The organism is Syntrophothermus sp. (assembly GCF_013314835.1).
Classification (GTDB): Bacteria; Bacillota; Syntrophomonadia; order Syntrophomonadales; family Syntrophothermaceae; genus Syntrophothermus; species Syntrophothermus lipocalidus.
On the sequence record NZ_JABUEX010000002.1, the window covers coordinates 94,072 to 113,862 of the forward strand.

Consider the following 19,791-nt stretch of genomic DNA (forward strand, 5'->3'; position numbering starts at 1 on the left):
ATAACAGCTAATGGGAGATGGTAAGTGCAATGCAAGAGCCCCTATTGATGGATTTGCGCAACAACGTTTATCTAGAAGATGACAGCCTGGTTATTATTGACCGGCGGAAATTACCGACAGAACAGGTGCCGGTGGTGTGCCGCAATTACGAAGAGGTGGCTCGGGCAATAGAAGATATGGTTGTGCAGGGAGCAGGAGATATTGCCATCACCGCCGGTTATGGCTTGTACCTTGCGACCAAGGCCTTAGAAAGACAGGGTAAAACCGTTAAATGGGAGAAATTGGAACCGGTGATAAACCGGTTGAAATCAACGCGTCCTACTGGCTTTCATCTGGCGGCTTTACTGGACAGGTTGAAGAGGGACTTGGCAGAAACAAATGAAGAGAAAGAAATACCTTTATCAAACCGCATTCAGCAGTACCTAGAAACGATTCTTGACAAACAAAAGGTGCGCTCAGAAAAAACGGGCAGAGAGGCCGAGTCTTTGCTGAAAACCGGGGAAACCGTTCTAACCCACTGCTTTGCCGGGCCAGCCCTGTTTTATATGCTCAGATATGCTCGGGGGAACGGCAAAGACGTCAAGGTGATGTGTACGGAAACCAGGCCTTACCTGCAAGGAGCAAGGCTGACCGCGTGGTCGGTAAGCCAGTTGGGGGTTGATACTACTCTGATAACCGATAATATGGCGGCCCACTTTATGTCGCAAGGCCTTATAAATCGCGTTTTTGTTGCGGCTGACCGCGTGGCCATAGATGGGGTGGTTGCCAACAAAGTTGGTACTTTGCAGCTGGCCATAGTTGCTAATTACTACGGCATTCCTTTTCATGTTCTAGGATACGGAGGGCCTGACCGACGTACCCGTTCCGGGCAAGAGATTCCGATCGAGTACCGGGACCCCTCAGAAGTATTGGAATTTCGTGGGATCCGCATAACTGGGCCGGAAGTCAAGGCGGTTTATCCCGCATTTGACTTGACTCCGCCTCAGCTGGTCACCTCCATAATTACTGATAAAGGGATTTTTAGACCGGAAAACATAAACGACTATTGGACGGCTTAGATAGGGTCCTTGTTGGGCTGGGTTGACCTAAGCAAAACCTCCCTCATCGCTTGACACCGCGGTATCAGAATCGTACAATATAATTGCTTCGGAAGCATATGGTTAGACAAACATGAATTACGAAGCAGATCGGGGCGTAGCTCAGCTTGGGAGAGCGCTTGCTTGGGGTGCAAGAGGCCGCTGGTTCAAATCCAGTCGCTCCGACCATGGGGAAGCGAGCCTTCTGGAGTATTTTCCGGAAGGCTTCATGTTTTTTGTAGGTTTTTTTCGGCGAGGGGGAATTGAACATGAGTGCTGCGGTGAGAAAGGCCAGCGAATCCGAGGTCATCGAGTGGGCAACTAGCCAAATTAGTCACGGGCCGGTTGCCGACTATCCGTGCCGCATGGCAGAAAGGCATGGTGCACCGGCGGAGACCGGTGTAGCGTTGGTTGAGGCCTTGATCGACCGTTCTGTTGCTTTAGCTCGTGCGGGTATCCTGTGGGAACTGTACCGGCTATCTAAATGGGACAACGATGAAAGGCTTCCGTACGTCTACCTTATTCTGTGGCGAGAGGGAGAAAACAAGCCTGAAGTTTGCGGTTATTGGGTTTCGGCTGCAACGTGGGTTGAGGAATACCACCAGTGGCAAATCCGAACCAGGAAGGCGAAAGAATAATAACCATTAACCTGTTAAATTGCCTTTTATAATTAAAACCCTCGCGGTTGAGGATGGCTGTCGACGCTTGTTCTTCAGATGGGTGATACGCGAGGGAAATATGTAATTGGGACATATAATTAGGTTGCAATTGCCACTGCAATCTTTTAATTTTTTTCTTGGGAGTGATGTGCTACTTGTTGTTTCAGAAGTAAAACAAACCCGGAGAACGGCGGAGCCTTTACGGCAAGAGCGTGAATAGTTTTCTTGGTGACAGGGAGGGTGACAGGGCTGGATTGGAAGACTTGGACGGTCATCGGATTACTGCTCGCGGCGGCGGCAGGTCAAGCTTTTGTGTATCTTAAGAGGCAGCAGGCAGGACGCAGGGCTGCGGATGCCGGGAATATCTTCTCGTTGCGTCAGGAACGTGGGTACATTTTTTTCCCGGCTGGTGTGTCTTACTATCGAAGCCTTTACATAGACGATGAGGGCATGAAGGTGGAAACCGAAGGGCAAAGCCAGGAGTTGGTATGGTCGCAAGTGGGGTACGTGGTTAAGGCCTTGAACCCTGGCGAAAAAACTTTGAGAAATACTTACAGACTTATCTTTTATGTTGAGGGGCAAGATAAACCTTTGATTCTCCATTTAGGGAGTTTTCGGGAGGAAGAAATCAGGTCAATCGTGAAGCTGATAAAAAAGAGAGTACGGCTGGTGGAACAATGAAACGAGTTTGCGCTTGGAGCAGGTCGGTTGTGGTTGGCTTTTTTGTCGTGAGTTTGTGTTTGTGGATGGGTACTGGTCAGAGTTGGGCCTTTCAGACCAGGATCAGTGACACCGTTTATGTCGGTAGTGGCAAGGTCCTGCATGGTCCCTACTTGTTTTGCGGCGATTCAGTACGCCTGGATGGAGAAGTGGACGGGGACGTGTTCGTGATAGCCCAAAAAGTGGTGGTTAACGGAGCGGTTAGGGGTGACTTCATCGGTGTAGCCAATTCAGTCGATATAAACGCTCCCGTGGCGGGAGACGCGAGAGTTGGGGCAGGCGAAGTTACTTTAAGATCGGCGGTTGGAGGATCGTTTACGGCCGCAGCCAGCAGTTTATACATTGAGAAGAATGGTAGGGTTGGCAGGGATTTGGTCTTTGCGGTGAACAGGTTCGGTCTGGACGGAGAGGTAGGAAGACATGTGAGCGCTACCGGGGAAACCGTTTACTTGGACGGGAAAATAGGAGGGAACGTTCGCCTTTCTGAGACCTCAAGTTTGAGGCTGGGGAAGAAAGCCGTAATTGAAGGGGATTTGGTATATTCTGGGCCGAGCAAGGCAGTCCTGCAGCAAGGGGCTCAGGTCAAAGGAAAACAACACTGGACCAGGACGGAGGGCAAACAGCGGTACCGATACGAGAAATACCTAGACGTGATATCAGGGTTTCTTAGCTTGATACTGATATGGATTGTCCTTCGCTGGTTGTTGCCCGGGGTATGGGAAGGCCTTGGAAGTGAAATAGCCGACAAACCCGGCAAAAGCCTGTTGATGGGAGGAATCGCTTTTTTTACTATACCGCTTCTGGCCATTACACTGATGTTTTCGGTAATTGGTGTTCCTTTGGCTCTGATCCTGGTTTTTTTCTACCTGCTCTTGATTTATTTGAGCAAGATTATTGTGGCAACGGCCTCAGGAATGGCCATAGGCCGTTATACGGGCTGGCAGGAGAACATCCACCCGTTTTGGCTGTTCTTGCTGGGACTTTCACTTGTGCAGCTCCTGACTATGATTCCCCAAATTGGGTGGGCTTTTGCCGTGACCGTGGTTTGGCTGGGCACTGGGGCTGCTATTTCCAAGCTGTTCAAGCCTAAGCAGGTCTGACTCTTTTTTGGGGTGTAAGACTAAGGAGAACTGAGAATATGTTGGTGTATTTGGTCCGTCACGGAGAAACCATATGGAACGAGAAGGGGAGGTATCAAGGAGCGACCGATGTTCCGTTAAGCGAACGGGGTATATGGCAGGCGACGAGACTTGCCAGCAGGTTTAGGCAAGCTCCCTTATCGGCGGTGTATTCGAGTGACTTGTCACGAGCCTACCAGACGGCATGCATCATAGCCCAGCCTCACGGACTAGAGGTTGGCGTTATGCCGGAGTTCAGAGAAATGAACTTTGGGGAGTGGGAGGGATTAAGTGCGACCGAGATAGAAGAAGGATACGGGTCCTTATACCGTCACTGGCTTAAGGATCCGGGAACTGTCACTGTCCCTGGGGGTGAATCCCTCGAGTCAGTATTAACCCGGACTTTGGCGGGCCTGGAGCGGTTAACCGCCCTCCATCAGAACGACACCGTACTGGTTGTGACGCACGGCGGCGTTCTTATGGCCTTAGGGTGTTATCTTAATGGGGAGTCTTTTTCATCGTTCTGGCGCTACTACCAGGGAAACGCTGCCGTGTGTTCGCTGGAATTCAAAGGCGGGCTCCCGGTTTTATTGAGCGTGAACGATTTAAGCCACCTGCACGAAGAGCATGGCGGTTAGAGCACATTCAGTTCAAGGAGCGATGTTTTTTGAAGAGAATAATAGCTGTAGCGGCTCTGGTATGTCTACTGGTTTTGTCTTTATGTTTAACGAACCCGGCCTGGGGCAAACAAGAGGAGCCAAAGGTGGTCCTTATCCTTATCGATCGGCTGTCGTTTCAAGATATCGAGAGGGCGTCTTGCCCGAACATCACGGGTTTATGGAACCGGGGCTCGGCCGGCTTGATGAATACCCGCACTTTAGGGGCTAAAGACACAGACGATGCTTGTGTTACTATAGGGGCTGGCAGGATGGCCCGTTCGGGCCCGAATGAGCTCTTGGGATTTGATGCGGATGAAGGATACCGTTTTCACCAGCGAAGAGCGGGGGATTTATACCAGGGGCTGACCGGGTACAATCCAGGGAAGCACGAGGTGCTGCTGTTGAATTTACCTGAGATAATAGCGGTTAACCAAGAAGATTCAGCCAAGACCGTTCCCGGGGCTCTGGGGGAGTCACTAAAGCAAGCCGGATTGAAGACCTGTGTTCTGGGGAACGGCGATTTACCCGGGGTTTACCGTAGGAACGGGGTAGCAGTGGCTATGGACGCTTTGGGGTTGGTTGACTTCGGGGAGGTCGGGGAAAAATGCCACGTCTTATCTGGACGCGCTCCCGGAACCTGGGAAACGGACTACACTTTTCTTTGGGACCGGTTTCGCTATTATTGGGATAAATCAGACTTTATTGTAGTCGAGTTGTCTGACCTAACCAGGCTGGAGGCAGGAGAGGCGGCCTTGCCCGATGCTTTCCTCCGCGAACGCCAGCGGCTTCTTCACGAGATCGATTTCTTTGTAGGAGAGGTTTCGCGACAGGTCAACCCGCTGCGCGACCTCTTGATACTGGTCAGTCCCAGCCCTTCTCAGCTTGACAAGGATAGCAAAGTAACTCTGACCCCTTTAATTGTTTACGGACCTGGGTTTGAAAAAGGGATTATCTACTCCGCAACGACGCGGAGAGATTACCTGGCCGCAAACTTAGATATAGCTCCGACCATTTTAAAGTTTTTGGGAGTAAAGAGTTCGTATCTCATGGAAGGACGGGAAATAGAGACACATGCGTTCATCGGTGAGAACAAGCTAGGGGAGGTAGCCGCTTTATTCAAAGAAACGGCATTTGTCAACCAGTTGAGGGCACCCTTAGTCAAGGGTTACGTAGGGGCCGAAATCGTAGTTTTGCTGTTAATGTTGTTTGTCTTGTTTTTTACTAAGCAGGATAAATACGCACGATGGGTGGAATTCTTGGTATTTGCTTTAGCCTGTGTACCGTTGGTTTTGCTTGTTGCTCCGTTCATACCCGTACGAAATCCCGTAGGTTTTGTAGGATTAACTGTCGTACTGTTGTTAGCGGCAGTTGGAACCATCTTTCGCGCTGCCGGATCCTCAGTATTGAACCGGTTTCTTACCATAGCTCTGTTGACTGTTTTGCTATTGGATATCGATGTTATTACCGGGTGTCAGCTTATCAAAAGCTCAGTTTTGGGATACGATCCTTCATCTGGAGCTAGGTATTACGGGATTGGCAATGAATACATGGGGGTTCTGATCGGGACTACCATCATCGCCGCCACCATAGCATATCAAAAATGGCGCAACCGGTTTTGGTTGGTCGGGACCGGGGCTTTCTTTGCCTTGCAGGTCTTTATTCTGGCAGCTCCCAACTTGGGAGCAAACGCGGGAGGCACGATTGCTGCGCTTGCGGCTTTTGCCCTTACGGTGATTCTAATGAGCGGATTGCGGCTGCGGGCGAGAACTGTGTTGGGAATTGGGCTACTAGTCGTGTGTCTGGTGGTGTTGATGGCAGCTTTGGATATGCAGCGACCTCCTGAGCTCCAGTCACATATTGGGCGTGCCGCTAATATGATTATTTCCGGAGGGTGGACAGAGGCTTACGGGATAATAACGCGGAAGCTGGCAATGAATATCAAGCTGATTCGCTATACCATATGGAGTCGTGTTTTCTTGGTTTCTCTGGCGACTTTGGCAGTATTGCTTTATAGACCTCATGGTGTGATCAAAAGCATAGGTGAAGAGTATCCCTACGTTTTGCGGGGGCTGGTAGGAGTAGTAACCGGGGCTTTTGTAGCTCTGGTATTCAACGATTCTGGGATTGTGGCAGCGGCAACCACCACAATTTTTGCCGCTTCCCCGCTTTCTTGTTTAACTTTAACTTACATGAAAGGGGGCGCAAGAAAGTGAAATTAAGAGATTGCAAGACATAAAGTCGACTAAAGGGATATTATTGCAGAAAGTTGACATGTTCTGCCTATATGATAAAATTACTCTTGTTGAAAATACCTTAAGGAGGTAGATAACGGGTCAAGCTCCAGCTTGATCTCAGTAAAACTTGAGAGGAGGCGGGATAGGTGCAGTCTTTAGGGCGTCACATTTTAGCCGAAATATCTGGATGCAGCTTTGATATTCTCAACGACATGGCATTGGTTCAAGAAATAATGATAAACGCGGCTTTAGAGGCTGGTGCCGAAATTCGGGAGTATGTCTTTCACAAATTTAGCCCTCAGGGGGTGAGTGGGGTAGTAGTCATCTCGGAGTCTCACTTGGCTATTCACACCTGGCCGGAGTTAGGCTATGCAGCAGTCGATATTTTTACGTGTGGACAGAGGGTGAATCCGTGGGATGCCTGTGACTACTTGGCCGAAAGGTTCCAAGCCACTACCGTTAATGCCAGAGAAATCCAGAGGGGTATCCTGGGGGAAGTCCCAAAGCAGGTTATAAATCTTTAGGAGGGATACTATTTTAGTAGACCGAAGAAGCTTAACAGTTGACAGTTTTGCAAGCTAGCGGCCTTGCTTTACTCGATGAGAGGGAGCAAGGCCAAAAGTTTTTTATGAGCACAAAACTGTTGACAAACGATTTTCCGATGTAGGAAGATATTAATAAGTTTCTACTCATCCTTAAATTACCAATTTTTGATGATTTTTTGTATAATCGGGAACGGGATGAGGAAGTTATAAGGAATGAAACCTGGCGTTGTTTAGGAGGAAAGTTTGATGAGAGCGCAGATCCTTGGCACGGGTTACGCGTTACCAAGCCGAATTTTATCTAATGACGAGCTGGAGCAAATGGTAGACACCAGCGATGAATGGATTGTGACCAGGACCGGGATCAAGGAGAGGCGTATATGCGATAGCAACAAAGCTGCATCAGACCTGGGCTACGAAGCAGCCCGAATGGCAATTGCCCGTGCAGGAATTTCTCCCTTAGAGCTTGACCTAATCGTTGTAGCTACCGTAACGCCGGACATGCTGTTCCCTTCGACAGCGTGCTTGATTCAGGATATGCTAGGGGCCGCTAATGCGGCCGCTTTTGACCTATCAGCTGGTTGCACTGGATTTATTTACGCATTGGCGGTGGCGGAACGCTATTTGGTGTCCCCGAGTTGCCGTTATGTTTTGGTGGTGGGGGTTGAGATACTGTCCCGAATCACCGACTACACCGACCGCAATACTTGCGTGTTGTTTGGAGATGGTGCGGGGGCAATGGTGTTGGGAAAAGGGGAAGGTCCCTACGGCATACTCTCTACTCGCCTGGGAGCAGATGGCAAGGGCCGGGATCTTCTCTATATGCCTGCCGGTGGCTCGCGCCTGCCATCCAGCGTAGAGACTGTTGTTAACCGACAGCATTTCATCAAGATGGCCGGCAACGAGGTTTTTAAGTTTGCTACAAGGGTTGTGCCCGATTATGCTTTAAGAGTGCTGAAGGACGTGGGATTGGACACAGGCGACGTTGATCACCTGGTCCTGCACCAGGCCAATATCCGTATTCTTCAGGCAGCAGCCAAAAGGTTGAGGGTGCCGTGGGAGAAGATGATAGTTAACATTGACAGGTATGGCAACATGTCTTCCGCTACGGTTCCGGTGGCGGTGGCGGAAGCGGTTGAAGACAACAGGATAAAGACTGGGGACTTGGTGCTAATGGTGGCTTTCGGTGCCGGCCTGACCATGGGCTCGGTATTAGTGCGATGGGGGAGGGATTGACGTGCTGAGAACTAGGGTGACTGAGCTTCTAGGAATCAAGTACCCTTTATTCCAAGGAGGAATGGCCTGGATAGCAACCGGGCAGCTGGCAGGAGCAGTATCAAAGGCGGGCGGTTTAGGCATCATAGGCGTGGGAGGTGCTGATTCCCGCTGGCTTAAGAAAGAGATTGAAACGGTACGTGGCATAACCGATAAGCCTTTCGGCGTGAATTTGATACTGACGTCTCCGTACATAGAAGAGAACGTTAAGACTGTAATACAAGAGAAGGTGCCGGTAGTTACTACCGGTGCGGGCAACCCCGGCAAATACATTTCTAGCCTGAAAGACCAGGGCATAAAGGTGATTCCAGTAGTGGCCTCAGTACCTCTAGCCAAGCGTTTGGTCCGACTGGGAGCAGACGCGGTGATTGCGGAGGGGATGGAGTCAGGCGGGCACATCGGGGAGATGACTACTATGTGTCTCGTACCGATGGTAGTAGATGCAGTGGATGTTCCGGTGATTGCCGCAGGGGGGATAGCCGATGGACGAGGGTTTGCGGCGGTCTTGGCCTTAGGCGCTGAGGGAGTGCAGATGGGTACCAGGTTCATTTGCGCTGAAGAGTGCCCGGCTCACCCGCGTTATAAGGAAAAGGTTTTAAAAGCCAAGGATAGAGATACGGTCGCATGTGGACTTTCTACCGGTCACCCGGTTAGAGCTATATATAACCAGTTTATCCGTTACTACCTGGCCCGTGAAAAAGAAGGGTTGAGTCCTCAAGAACTGGATGAACTTGCCTCCGGCAAGTACCCGGCGGCCGCCCTTGAGGGGGACACTGATAACGGCACAGTCCTGGCAGGACAGATAGCCGGTTTGGTGCACAAAATTCAGCCGGCTGAAGAGATCGTGCTGGAGGTTATGGAACAAGCGGAGAGTGTTTTGAGAAAAATGGGGGGGTACTTGTGCTCCGATTAGCCTTTGTTTTCCCGGGACAGGGGGCCCAGTATGTAGGGATGGGCAGAGACCTGGCCGAGAATTTTAAGGAAGCACGCGAAGTATTCAAACAGGCCGACGACGTGTTGGGCTATAGCCTGAGCAGGGTTTGTTTTGAGGGCCCAGTCGAGGAGCTGGACCGCACAGAGGTAACTCAACCAGCCATACTCGCTACTAGCATCGCCGCTTTTGAATTACTGAAGTCTCGAGGAATACTGCCTTGTGTAGCGGCTGGTTTGAGTTTGGGCGAATACAGTGCTTTGGTTGCGGCCGGTGCCCTGGATCTTGAGTCAGCTCTGAAACTGGTGGCAAAGCGGGGACGGATCATGCAGGAAGCGGTTGCTGAAGGGCGGGGAATGATGGCGGCGGTCGTGGGCATGGATTCCGGGGTAGTTGTAGAGGCTTGTCAAGCCAGTTCTTCATATGGAGTGGTGAGTGTCGCTAATTATAATTGTCCCGGGCAAATTGTGATATCAGGCGAAAAAATAGCTGTGGAAAAAGCGATGGAGCGCTTACGGCAAGCTGGCGGGAAAGTGGTGCCCCTGGCAGTCAGTGTACCTTCTCACTGTTTGCTGATGAAGGACGCGGCTGCCTTGTTGCTACAGGAGTTAAGCCTTGTGGACTGGAAGGAGCCTAGTTTTCCTGTTATAAGCAACGTAACCGCCCGCGAGATCCGTTGGGAAGAGATCAGAGAATCATTGACACAACAGTTGTTTCGCCCGGTTCTATGGGAGCAATCGGTCGCATATATGTCAGGTCGGGTAGACTATTTTGTAGAAGTGGGACCCGGGAAAGTTCTCTCCGCTCTCATTAGAAAACAAGCCAAGAAACAGATGCTAGGGAATGTCGAGGACGCGTCTTCTCTGAGTAGACTCCTGGCAAAATGGGAGGAGGTGGACCATGGTCAGCGAAAATAAGGTGGCTGTAGTTACGGGAAGTGCCCGCGGAATAGGCAAAGCCATAGCTATGCGTCTGGCCCGCGAAGGGTTCAGGGTAGTGCTCAATGATGTGGGGGCCCAACAAGAATTGGATGAAGTCGTGGAAGAAATCAAGAGTTTAGGTACAGAGGCCGTAGGAGTCCTGGCGGACATATCCGATCCCAAACAGGTAAAAGGACTTTTCCAGCAAGCCGTTGCAGCCTTTGGAACAGTAAACGTTTTGGTTAATAACGCTGGCATAGCCCGGGATAACCTGTTGGTTCGGATTTCCGATGAGGAGTGGGAGCAGACCCTGAGGATAAACCTTACCGGAACTTTTCTCTGTACCAGAGAGGCAATCCGTATTATGATGAAAAATAGGCAAGGCAGGATAATTAACCTTGCTTCGGTAGTGGGCTTGTCGGGTAACGTAGGTCAAGCTCATTACGCGGCTTCAAAAGCGGGAGTTATAGGCTTCACGCGTTCGGTTGCCAAAGAATACGGAAGCCGGGGTATCACGGTAAATGCGGTTGCACCGGGATACATAGAGACAGCTATGACGGCTAGGTTTTCTCCTGAGGCTCGGCAGTCCTTGGTATCCCGTATACCGTTAGGAAGGCCAGGCACTCCGGAAGAAGTAGCCGCGGTTGTGGCTTTTTTGGCCTCTGACGATGCTTCCTATGTCAATGGGCAAGTCATCCCCGTAGACGGGGGCATGACATAAAAACAACTTTCAAGGAGGAGATACTGTGTCGGTTTTTGAAACCATCAAAAACGTAATTGTAGAGGTATTGGACATCACTCCGGAGGAAATTACCCTTGAATCCAGTTTCACCGATGATTTGGGGGCAGATTCGCTTGACGTGGTGGAAATGTTGATGCTATTGGAGGAAAAGTACGAACTCGAGATTCCGGAAGAGGTTGCTGAAAATATGAAGACGGTTAAGGACGTAGTCGAGTACCTGGAAGCAAGACTGCAGGGAAAATAAGGGTGAGCTAGAATGAAGCGAAGACGGGTAGTGGTCACTGGGTTGGGGGTTATCAGCCCGGTAGGTAACGATATTCCCTCGTTTTGGGATAGCCTGCTCCGAGGCCAAAGCGGGGTGAGCGTTATCGAACGATTCGATGTCTCGGCTTACCCTACCAGAATTGCGGCTCAAGTAAAGCATTTCAACCCGGGGGATTTCTTTAGCCGCAAGGAAGCACGGCGGATGGACAGATTTGTCCAATTTGCCTGTGCGGCGACCAAGATGGCCTTGGAGGACTCGGGCATAGTGGTCGATGCGACTCTGGCGGATCGAACAGGCGTATGGATCGGGTCGGGTATAGGAGGACTGGAGACTTACGAAACCCAACACAATAATCTGATCAACAAAGGGGCGGGTAGTGTCAGCCCGTTTTTCATACCGATGCTTATCCCTAACATGGCTTCAGGTCAGGTGTCGATAATGTTTGGTGCCAAAGGACCCAATGGCTGCACGGTAACTGCCTGTGCCACCGGCACTAACTGTATTGGAGACGCGTTCCGTATCATCCAACGCGGCGATGCAGACATTATGATAGCAGGAGGTGCAGAAGCAGCCATAACTCCTCTGGGCATAGCCGGTTTTTGTGCTATGAAGGCCCTGTCGACGAGAAATGATGAACCTGAGAAAGCCAGCAGGCCTTTCGATGCCGAGCGAGACGGTTTCGTTATGGGAGAAGGCGCCGGCATCGTGATACTGGAGGAAATGGAGCGAGCCCTGGCACGGGGGGCCAGGATTTACGCAGAAGTTATCGGGTATGGGAGCACCGCGGACGCTTATCATATCGTTCAACCCGCGCCGGACGGTGAAGGGGCGGCAAGGGCCTTTGCCCTGGCTCTCAGAGATGCGGGAATTGAGGCCAAAGACGTGGACTACATTAATGCCCACGGTACGAGCACTGATATGAATGACCCCATGGAAACTAAGGCTATTAAGAGGACTTTTGGAGAACATGCTTATAGCGTGGCTATCAGTTCTACCAAAAGCATGACCGGACATATGCTGGGCGCTGCAGGGGCGGTAGAGTTGATGGTTGCCGTTTTAGCTTGCAAAAACGACATTATTCCCCCGACCATTAATTACACGACTCCGGATCCCGAGTGCGACTTAGATTACGTGCCCAATACTTGTCGGAATCGAACTGTACGAGTGGCGGTTTCCGATTCCCTGGGGTTCGGCGGGCATAACGCTGTGCTGGTCGTTCGTAAGTTTGAACAATAAGGTGGTTTTATGCTGAGTGCTGGTGATATTCAAACCATACTTCCCCACCGCTATCCGTTTTTATTGGTTGACCGCATTATCGAGTTAGAGCCGGGAAAAAGGGCGGTTGGGATCAAGAATGTAACGGTCAACGAGCCCTTTTTCCAGGGGCATTTTCCCGGTGTGCCAGTAATGCCGGGGGTGTTGGTGCTGGAGGCTCTTGCCCAGGTAGGGGGTTGCGCTCTTTTGTGCCAGGAACAATACCGGGGACGGCTGGCTTATTTTGCCGGGATCGACAAAGTAAGGTTTAAGCGCATGGTGGTTCCGGGGGATCAGTTATTACTAGAAGTGGAGTTGACAAAGATGAAGGGCCTCATCGGCAAAGCCCAGGGTCGGGCTACGGTCGGGGGCGAACTCGTGGTGAGCGGAGAGTTCATGTTTGCGTTGGAAGACGGGAGGGCATAACTGATAGATGTTGAAAGATGTATTTGACCGTAAGTCTAACAAAAAAAAATACGTTACCCTTCCGGTTCATACTCCTGACCTCCCGCCCATAGAAATACCTGCGGTCAAGCGGTGTCCCAGATGTGGAAACCGAACCAGGCAGGAGGAATTGGATACCAACCTCAAGGTGTGTCCGCAATGCGATTATCACCATCCTTTGTCAGCCGGAGAACGGATATGGATGATTACGGACGAAGGCAGTTTTACCGAGATGGACCGCGGATTAACTTCGGTTGATCCGATAGCTTTCCCTGGTTACCGGGAAAAACTGGATGCGGCACGGGAGCTTTCCGGTTTGCCAGAAGCGGTAGTTACCGGCAAAGCCACCATTGACGGTATTCCGGTTTTCTTAGGGGTTATGGACGGCCGCTTCATGATGGGAAGTATGGGGTCGGCGGTTGGCGAAAAGATAGCAAGGCTTTTTGAAAAGGCCCTTGACGAAGAATTGCCGTTGATCATGTTCACTACTTCGGGTGGGGCTAGGATGCAAGAAGGGATGCTTTCTTTGATGCAGATGGCCAAAACCGCGGCGGCGGTTGGGCGATTTGCAGGAAGAGGACTTCTCTATATAGCGGTGCTGACGCATCCCACCACTGGGGGAGTGACCGCAAGTTTTGCCACTTTAGCGGATATCATTCTTACCGAGCCGGGAACGATGATAGGTTTTGCCGGGCCCAGAGTCATAGAGCAGACTATAAGGCAGAAACTGCCGCCCGACTTTCAAAAGGCCGAGTCTATGCTCAAACACGGGTTTATCGACAAGATAGTGCATCGTAAAGAAATGAAACAGGTGCTGGCGCTGCTCTTGTCATTGCATGCAAAGGGGGCGGTATAGTGCCAGATATTCGCCCTTTGGATTTTGAGAGGGATTATCTAGAACTGAAGGCCAAGCTGGAAGAGCTGAAAGACATAGCCGAACAGAAGAACATCGACCTGGCCGAGGAAATATCCAGTCTGGAAAGTAAGGTAGCTCGTCTCAAGGAAGAACGCTACCAAAATCTTACTCCTTGGCAGAAGTACCAGATAGCAAGACACCCTAACCGGCCGACGACTTTGGACTATATCGGAGCCATATTTACGGATTTCATTGAACTCCATGGTGACCGCTGCTTTGGAGAAGACCCGGCGATTGTCGGTGGATTAGCTAGGTTCGAAGGCGTAGCGGTAACGGTGATCGGTCACCAGAAAGGGAAGGATACTGACGAGAACTTAATGCGCAATTTTGGGTGCCCGCACCCGGAAGGGTATCGTAAGGCTCAACGGCTGATGAGGCAGGCTGAGAAATTCGGACGTCCGGTTATCTGCTTTATCGATACCCAAGGGGCTTTTCCCGGGATCGAAGCGGAGCAGCGAGGACAGGGATGGGCTATTTCTCAGACGATAATGCAGATGGCTAGCTTGAAGGTCCCCTGTATCAGCGTTGTTATTGGTGAGGGAGGAAGTGGCGGGGCTTTAGCCTTGGGAGTCGCGGATCGGGTGTTGATGCTTTCTTATAGCGTTTACTCGGTGATTTCTCCTGAAGGTTGTGCATCTATCTTGTGGAATGATGCTTCCCGGGCAGAAGAGATGGCGCGGTATCTGAAGATGACCGCACCGGATCTCGCGGCTATGGGTGTGATCGATGAGATTGTTCCGGAACCCTTAGAAGGTGCTCACCGGGACAATGAAGGCACGTTCGAGGTGGTAAAATCTAGGCTAAGATTGCATTTGCGTGAACTGATGGAGAAAAACCCTCAAGAACTGGTCCATATGCGGTACCGGCGCTTGCGGAAAATCGGAGTTTTTTCAGAAGACGAGATGTGATTATTTGACACAGAATGACGCTGATAAGCATTAAGTAAATTGTGATTTAGAACGCTGATTAACTCAGATTTTTTAAAAGGGACAAACATATGTGATTTCACTGCCAAAAAGGTAAACCATATAGTCTTAGCCTAATAGTTTGTGGCCATTTTTGGTTCTAGCACTACATACCAGGCAACCACTGGTCAACCGAAGAGGTTTTCGCAGTGATATCATATTATCAAATTATCAGAGCGTTCCATCCTTACCTATATTTCCTAATACACCTGATAATTTGTTGTTATTTTTTGGTTCAGCGTTAATCAGCGTCGAAATTATATAATACCCGTGTTAATCTGTGCCCATCAGTGCCCATCTGTGGCTCCACCTTCATAGCAACCCCTTCCGCCCCTTTTTCACTTCCAAGCCATGTACCTTCTTTTCATACAATCCCTGATGGTTTAAAATCTAATAGGTACCTCAGCGGGTTTCAGTAAGAGACGGATCCGGCTACAGAGGTCATTTGGGGGAAGAAGGGGGATCAATACATTCAATGAACCTGCCGGTCGTTGCCGAGGTCAGGGATGAATTAGCAGCGAGTAATGTGCTGATGGACAAGAACTTAGGTCCGTGGCCTCTGGAAGTGGTTTGTTTTTTTCGAGACATGGAAAACGATTTACACTGGCGCATGCTACCGCAAGTGACAGCTTTGGTTTATCGAGGACTAAAGGTAGGATTTCGGTGCACGGTATACATGGTCACTATATTTCGCCTTGCTTATCTCGCTAACCATATTCATGATATGGTGGGCGACGATGAAGAGGGGCAAGGATATGACGGACGTCTCCAGTTCAACATCCTGATCGGGGACTACCTTTTCGGGAGGGTGTTGAAACTCTTAAGTGAGAATGATTCGCAGTATCTGGCTCGTACTTTTGCGGAAATGATAATGGAGATTAACGAAGGTAGGGTCATCCGAAAAATGAAGGGCGGGAATAAAAAGGATCTGGAAGTAATAGCGAAAGAAAAAGCAACGCTATACAAAAACGCTTTCCTGACGGCTTCTATGGTGGCTAACTTGCCAGCTGCGGAACAACTAATCTATCGAGAGGTCGGAAATAAACTGGGACTTGCACTGGGCGTAGAGTACGAAAAATTGCGTCACGTTTCATCCCTTTCTTATTTGGAAGAAGCCGGAGATTTGTTATTGCTTACCAGTGACGATTTCAAGGATGAGCTTCGCTTAATCGATAGGCTTGTCAATGAGGTCTGGAACTACACGTGGCAACTGAGGGCTATTTCGAAGTCGGACTCCGGCGGCGGTGTACCCGCCCAGGTGTTTTAGGACGGCTAGGTATTTCACGATGTCTGTGGCCGTTGAGGAGGAATGATAGGTGTCTTACAGAAACTTACGCGATTTTGTAAGTGCTCTCGAATATCGTGGATGGCTTAAGCGTATAGAGGCAGAAGTTGACCCTGAGTTGGAAATAACGGAAGTTACTGACCGTGTTAGTAAGGCCTGCGGGCCTGCTTTGTTTTTCGAAAAGGTGAAGGGGTCGGACATGCCGGTATTGATAAACTCGGTTGGCAGTTACGAGAGAATGGCCATGGCCCTGGGAGTGGAGCGTTTCTCCGATATCTCCGGAAGAATTGAGGAACTGCTTGGTATGATTGAAAACGTTCCCGACTCCATGCTAGGGAAGCTGAAGATGTTGCCGAAGCTGGCCGAACTGTCTACCTATATGCCCAAGAAGGTAAAATCCGGTCCTTGCCAAGAGGTGGTCGTTTCAGATCCGTCTTTGGATATTCTTCCTGTATTAAAGTGTTGGCCGGGCGATGCGGGCAGGTACATTACTCTGCCTTTAGTCTTTACTAAAGACCCTGAAACCGGAAAACCCAACATGGGTATGTACCGAATGCAGGTTTATGACAGCAAAACTACTGGTATGCACTGGCACGCTCATCATGATGGAGCTCAAAATTATCGCAAGTACTGCGCTTTGGGCAAAAGAATGGAGGTGGCGGTCGCAATCGGAGCCGATCCAGCTACCGTCTATTCGGCTACCGCTCCGCTACCGAAAGACGTTTACGAGCTGGTTTTTGCCGGTTTTTTGCGCAGACGGCCAGTAGAAGTGGTAAGATGTCGGACAGTAGATTTGGAGGTGCCTGCAGAAGCGGAAATAGTCTTGGAGGGGTATGTAGAGCCAGGCGAAACCAGGGTGGAGGGGCCATTCGGGGATCATACCGGGTATTACTCGCTGCCCGAAGAATTTCCTGTTTTTCATATCACTTGTATAACCCATCGAAGAAATCCCATTTATATGACTACGGTTGTAGGGAAGCCTCCCATGGAGGATTGCTACATGGGAAAGGCGACGGAGCGGATATTTCTGCCTCTGTTACGGCTTCAGCTACCTGAGATCGTGGACATCAATATGCCGTTAGAAGGGGTTTTCCATAACTGTGTCTTGGTTTCGATAAAGAAGAGCTATCCCCGGCATGCTAAGAAGGTGATGCATGCCCTGTGGGGTATGGGACAGATGATGTTCGCGAAGTTCATCGTGGTGGTGAATGAAGACGTGAATGTTCAGAATACGTCCGAAGTAGCTTGGAAGGTTTTCAACAACACCGACCCGCGGCGCGATATAGAGATAGTGGAAGGCCCCCTAGACGTTTTGGACCACTCGTCTCCCACTCCTCTATACGGAACTAAGGTAGGCATAGATGCTACTAAAAAGTGGGTAACTGAGGGACATCCCCGGGAATGGCCGGACGACATTCGAATGTCACCAGAAGTCAAGAATCTAGTCGACCGCAGGTGGAAGGATTATGGTTTTGAGTAAAACACGGCTGTTCTTGCGTATGATCGATTTCGAACATACGCTTTTCGGGCTGCCTTTTGCTTATCTGGGGGCTTTTCTGGCGGTCCGGGGCATACCTACAGCTTACCATTTGATCTGGATCACGGTAGCCATGTTCGGTGCGAGAACCGCTGCTTTGTGTTTAAACCGCCTCATCGATCGTGAGATCGACCGGCGGAATCCTCGAACCGCAAACTGGACTATGGCCAAAGGCGAGTTACCGGTGCCATTAGTGTGGGCTGCGGTGTTTGCATGCCTGGGGTTGCTGTTCTTTGCCGCCTATCAGCTAAACCCTCTTTGCGTTAAGCTAGCTCCCCTGGCGGTTGCCGTGCTTTGGGTTTATTCTTATACCAAGCGTTTCACGTGGTGGTGCCATCTGATCCTCGGATTGTCAGTAGGAATGGGGCCAGTCGGGGGATGGATTGCGGTTACAGGTAGTCTAGACTGGCAGCCCTTTTTATTGTGGCTAGGGGTAGGATGCTGGATTGCCGGCTTTGACACCATGTATGCTTGTCAGGATATTGAGTTTGACCGTAAGGAAGGGCTTTACTCAATACCAGCTCGTTTCGGGGTAGAAGGGGCCTTGAGGTTTGCTAAAGCGTTTCACACTTTGACGGTTGTATTCTTTGTCTTGACCGGGTTAGTTTTGCGCTTGGGGACCTGGTATTATGCCGGAATCCTTTTTGTCATCGGGATACTGCTGTACGAACATAGTCTGGTACGCCCCCAGGACCTTTCTTTAGTGACCTTGGCTTCATTCAAGATTAACCACTATGTCGGCCTGGTGGTCTTTCTCATGACCACCATTGATCTACTGAAATAAGCAAGATATAGAGGTGAAATGTGGATAACAGGTTCATTCTCGGGATAACTGGGGCTAGCGGAGTGATATATGGGGTGCGTCTAGCCGAAGAACTCCTGGCACGGGAGTTCGAGGTCCATCTTATCGTGAGTAACCCAGCAAGGGTGGTTCTGGCCGAGGAACTCGGCTGGGATATTGAACAAGAAGTGGTGGCTGCTTGCCGGCAGGGAATTCGGGGATGTTTTGAGAATGGACTTTTTGTCTACGAGAACCACGAAATATGGGCTCCCCCGGCCAGTGGTTCTTTCCGGGTGCGAGGCATGATAATCGCCCCGTGTTCTATGTCTACTCTGGCGGGGATAGCTAACGGTCTTTCTGCGAACCTGGTCCAAAGAGCAGCAGATGTGGTGCTTAAAGAGCGACGCCCGTTGATTATGGTTCCTCGCGAGACTCCTCTCAGTGCTATACACCTGAAAAACATGCTGGAATTGGCCCGGCTAGGCGCATCAATAGTTCCGGCTATGCCGGGTTTCTACCACAAGCCGCAGAGTATCCAGGACCTAGTAGATTTCGTGGTCGGGAAAGTACTTGACCTTTTGGAAATAGATCACGATTTGTTTCGGAGGTATGAAGGTGGCAGTTCTTCAGGAATTAAGAATTACGAATGAAGAATGAAGAATGAAGAATTAAGAATTAAGAATGAAGAACTAGTGCTCTGGGGCGAATGCGAAAACGTTTTTTGCCTGGAGTTTTGTCGGCCTCGCCTAGCGTTGAGGACCGGAACCAAGAATTTGTTGGTTTTGACACGTGAGGCGGGCTTATGGTAGATTAAAACTAGCGTGGATGTTTGTCTGGAGTGTAAGCCATTGTTTCTATGTCGATGCCAAATCGACACTAAAGACCTTGGGAGGCAGCAGGAGGTAGGTAAGGCTTAATCGAATCGGTTCTTTGCTGATAACGTTCAATCGGATATGACTACAAAGCTTGTCTGATCGCTGAGTCTTCTTCGTCAGAAGAAGAGCGGGGGAACCATTTCATGTTTGGGGTGAATCCTTGCGGGCACCGGCTCGAACGGCAGGCATTCTTTGAAACGGCTAAGCGTTCGGCCAAAGCAGGGTAGGGCTATCCCTGAGCCCGAATCCGTCAGCTAACCTCGTAAGCGTCATTTGGGGGAGACAAGGTCGTTTATCCCATGAAGACCAAAGGTTTCCTTTGGCCTTTTTGCTCTTAAAGAGGGAGGAGCGTTGCTTGCTGAATTATGTTTAATAAGCAGTTTACGCGCTCCTTTTGCCGAGGTACTTTAATCCCTGTATTCTGGCCTCTGTCTTTCACATCTGGTTTTCCTCGAGCGATCATTTGATGATTTACATAACATAACGTCTAAGTAGATTTCCCCCAATATTCTCGCTAATGAAACGGTGTTTTATCGACACCGGAATATAAAAATAGTGAAGTACTTTTGTAACAGGAACTCGTACGATCCTGA

20 protein-coding genes, 1 tRNA gene and 1 riboswitch are annotated in these 19,791 nt (G+C 50.1%); all 21 genes read left to right on the forward strand.

The annotated features are described in order from the left end of the window. Positions 1-29 precede the first annotated feature (29 nt). The 21 genes from mtnA (at position 30) to HPY90_RS01785 (ending at position 18,973) form a co-directional block, all read left to right on the forward strand. Positions 30-1,058 (forward strand): S-methyl-5-thioribose-1-phosphate isomerase, encoded by a 1,029-nt coding sequence (gene mtnA / locus HPY90_RS01685; protein ID WP_287190393.1) that lies wholly within the window; start codon positions 30-32, stop codon positions 1,056-1,058. A 130-nt stretch (positions 1,059-1,188) separates the two neighbouring features. After that, positions 1,189-1,265, forward strand: a tRNA-Pro gene (locus HPY90_RS01690). A gap of 80 nt (positions 1,266-1,345) precedes the next feature. Further along, the gene (locus HPY90_RS01695) at positions 1,346-1,714 is read left to right on the forward strand and encodes a hypothetical protein (protein ID WP_287190395.1); all 369 of its coding nucleotides are present in this window, start codon (positions 1,346-1,348) and stop codon (positions 1,712-1,714) included. Positions 1,715-1,975: 261 nt separating this feature from the next. Then, complete coding sequence (locus HPY90_RS01700; protein ID WP_013175620.1) at positions 1,976-2,416, forward strand: hypothetical protein; 441 nt, start codon at positions 1,976-1,978, stop codon at positions 2,414-2,416. Further along, positions 2,413-3,555, forward strand: a complete 1,143-nt coding sequence (locus HPY90_RS01705; RefSeq protein WP_287190399.1) for a DUF8173 domain-containing protein — start codon at positions 2,413-2,415, stop codon at positions 3,553-3,555. Before HPY90_RS01700 ends, HPY90_RS01705 begins: the two co-directional genes overlap by 4 nt. A gap of 38 nt (positions 3,556-3,593) precedes the next feature. Continuing rightward, positions 3,594-4,211: an alpha-ribazole phosphatase gene (gene cobC, locus HPY90_RS01710; RefSeq protein WP_287190401.1), complete on the forward strand. Its 618-nt coding sequence runs from the start codon at positions 3,594-3,596 to the stop codon at positions 4,209-4,211. A 29-nt stretch (positions 4,212-4,240) separates the two neighbouring features. Then, complete coding sequence (locus HPY90_RS01715; RefSeq protein ID WP_287190404.1) at positions 4,241-6,445, forward strand: alkaline phosphatase family protein; 2,205 nt, start codon at positions 4,241-4,243, stop codon at positions 6,443-6,445. Positions 6,446-6,612: 167 nt separating this feature from the next. Continuing rightward, the gene (gene speD, locus HPY90_RS01720) at positions 6,613-6,990 is read left to right on the forward strand and encodes an adenosylmethionine decarboxylase (RefSeq protein WP_013175616.1); all 378 of its coding nucleotides are present in this window, start codon (positions 6,613-6,615) and stop codon (positions 6,988-6,990) included. Between the two features lie 267 nt (positions 6,991-7,257). Further along, the gene (locus HPY90_RS01725; RefSeq protein ID WP_287190408.1) at positions 7,258-8,244 is read left to right on the forward strand and encodes a beta-ketoacyl-ACP synthase III; all 987 of its coding nucleotides are present in this window, start codon (positions 7,258-7,260) and stop codon (positions 8,242-8,244) included. A 1-nt stretch (position 8,245) separates the two neighbouring features. After that, a complete protein-coding gene (gene fabK / locus HPY90_RS01730; RefSeq protein ID WP_287190412.1) occupies positions 8,246-9,196 on the forward strand; it encodes an enoyl-[acyl-carrier-protein] reductase FabK in 951 nt (316 codons plus the stop codon). Next, a complete protein-coding gene (fabD, locus tag HPY90_RS01735) occupies positions 9,184-10,131 on the forward strand; it encodes an ACP S-malonyltransferase (protein ID WP_287190414.1) in 948 nt (315 codons plus the stop codon). The genes fabK and fabD overlap by 13 nt, the downstream gene beginning before the upstream one ends. After that, complete coding sequence (gene fabG, locus HPY90_RS01740; protein WP_287190416.1) at positions 10,115-10,855, forward strand: 3-oxoacyl-[acyl-carrier-protein] reductase; 741 nt, start codon at positions 10,115-10,117, stop codon at positions 10,853-10,855. The genes fabD and fabG overlap by 17 nt, the downstream gene beginning before the upstream one ends. A gap of 25 nt (positions 10,856-10,880) precedes the next feature. Next, positions 10,881-11,120 (forward strand): acyl carrier protein, encoded by a 240-nt coding sequence (gene acpP, locus HPY90_RS01745; protein ID WP_287190418.1) that lies wholly within the window; start codon positions 10,881-10,883, stop codon positions 11,118-11,120. Between the two features lie 12 nt (positions 11,121-11,132). Beyond that, positions 11,133-12,377, forward strand: coding sequence for a beta-ketoacyl-ACP synthase II (gene fabF, locus HPY90_RS01750; RefSeq protein WP_287190420.1), 1,245 nt, complete (start codon positions 11,133-11,135; stop codon positions 12,375-12,377). Between the two features lie 9 nt (positions 12,378-12,386). Then, positions 12,387-12,821: a 3-hydroxyacyl-ACP dehydratase FabZ gene (gene fabZ, locus HPY90_RS01755; protein WP_287190422.1), complete on the forward strand. Its 435-nt coding sequence runs from the start codon at positions 12,387-12,389 to the stop codon at positions 12,819-12,821. Positions 12,822-12,828: 7 nt separating this feature from the next. Beyond that, entirely contained in the window at positions 12,829-13,695 is an 867-nt protein-coding gene (gene accD / locus HPY90_RS01760) for an acetyl-CoA carboxylase, carboxyltransferase subunit beta (RefSeq protein ID WP_013175608.1), read from the forward strand. Continuing rightward, a complete protein-coding gene (locus tag HPY90_RS01765) occupies positions 13,695-14,663 on the forward strand; it encodes an acetyl-CoA carboxylase carboxyltransferase subunit alpha (RefSeq protein WP_287190426.1) in 969 nt (322 codons plus the stop codon). The genes accD and HPY90_RS01765 overlap by 1 nt, the downstream gene beginning before the upstream one ends. 532 nt (positions 14,664-15,195) lie before the next feature. Continuing rightward, positions 15,196-15,987, forward strand: coding sequence for a polyprenyl synthetase family protein (locus HPY90_RS01770; RefSeq protein WP_287190428.1), 792 nt, complete (start codon positions 15,196-15,198; stop codon positions 15,985-15,987). Between the two features lie 49 nt (positions 15,988-16,036). Next, positions 16,037-17,485 carry a menaquinone biosynthesis decarboxylase gene (locus HPY90_RS01775; RefSeq protein ID WP_287190430.1) on the forward strand — a complete coding sequence of 483 codons (1,449 nt, stop codon included), beginning with the start codon at positions 16,037-16,039 and terminating at the stop codon, positions 17,483-17,485. Beyond that, positions 17,472-18,326, forward strand: coding sequence for a UbiA-like polyprenyltransferase (locus tag HPY90_RS01780; protein ID WP_287190432.1), 855 nt, complete (start codon positions 17,472-17,474; stop codon positions 18,324-18,326). The genes HPY90_RS01775 and HPY90_RS01780 overlap by 14 nt, the downstream gene beginning before the upstream one ends. 20 nt (positions 18,327-18,346) lie before the next feature. Beyond that, a complete protein-coding gene (locus tag HPY90_RS01785; RefSeq protein ID WP_287190434.1) occupies positions 18,347-18,973 on the forward strand; it encodes a UbiX family flavin prenyltransferase in 627 nt (208 codons plus the stop codon). 315 nt (positions 18,974-19,288) lie between these two features. After that, a riboswitch (cyclic di-AMP (ydaO/yuaA leader) is annotated at positions 19,289-19,482 on the forward strand. Positions 19,483-19,791 lie beyond the last annotated feature (309 nt).

Excerpts from the sequence above, each read along its gene's own strand:
- mtnA (WP_287190393.1), top strand. The coding sequence starts at position 30 with ATGCAAGAGCCCCTATTGATGGATTTGCGCAACAACGTTTATCTAGAA.
- HPY90_RS01770 (WP_287190428.1), top strand. The coding sequence starts at position 15,196 with ATGAACCTGCCGGTCGTTGCCGAGGTCAGGGATGAATTAGCAGCGAGT.
- fabF (WP_287190420.1), top strand. The coding sequence starts at position 11,133 with ATGAAGCGAAGACGGGTAGTGGTCACTGGGTTGGGGGTTATCAGCCCG.
- fabZ (WP_287190422.1), top strand. The coding sequence starts at position 12,387 with ATGCTGAGTGCTGGTGATATTCAAACCATACTTCCCCACCGCTATCCG.
- HPY90_RS01705 (WP_287190399.1), top strand. The coding sequence starts at position 2,413 with ATGAAACGAGTTTGCGCTTGGAGCAGGTCGGTTGTGGTTGGCTTTTTT.
- cobC (WP_287190401.1), top strand. The coding sequence starts at position 3,594 with ATGTTGGTGTATTTGGTCCGTCACGGAGAAACCATATGGAACGAGAAG.
- HPY90_RS01695 (WP_287190395.1), top strand. The coding sequence starts at position 1,346 with ATGAGTGCTGCGGTGAGAAAGGCCAGCGAATCCGAGGTCATCGAGTGG.
- HPY90_RS01725 (WP_287190408.1), top strand. The coding sequence starts at position 7,258 with ATGAGAGCGCAGATCCTTGGCACGGGTTACGCGTTACCAAGCCGAATT.
- fabG (WP_287190416.1), top strand. The coding sequence starts at position 10,115 with ATGGTCAGCGAAAATAAGGTGGCTGTAGTTACGGGAAGTGCCCGCGGA.
- HPY90_RS01780 (WP_287190432.1), top strand. The coding sequence starts at position 17,472 with ATGGTTTTGAGTAAAACACGGCTGTTCTTGCGTATGATCGATTTCGAA.
- accD (WP_013175608.1), top strand. The coding sequence starts at position 12,829 with ATGTTGAAAGATGTATTTGACCGTAAGTCTAACAAAAAAAAATACGTT.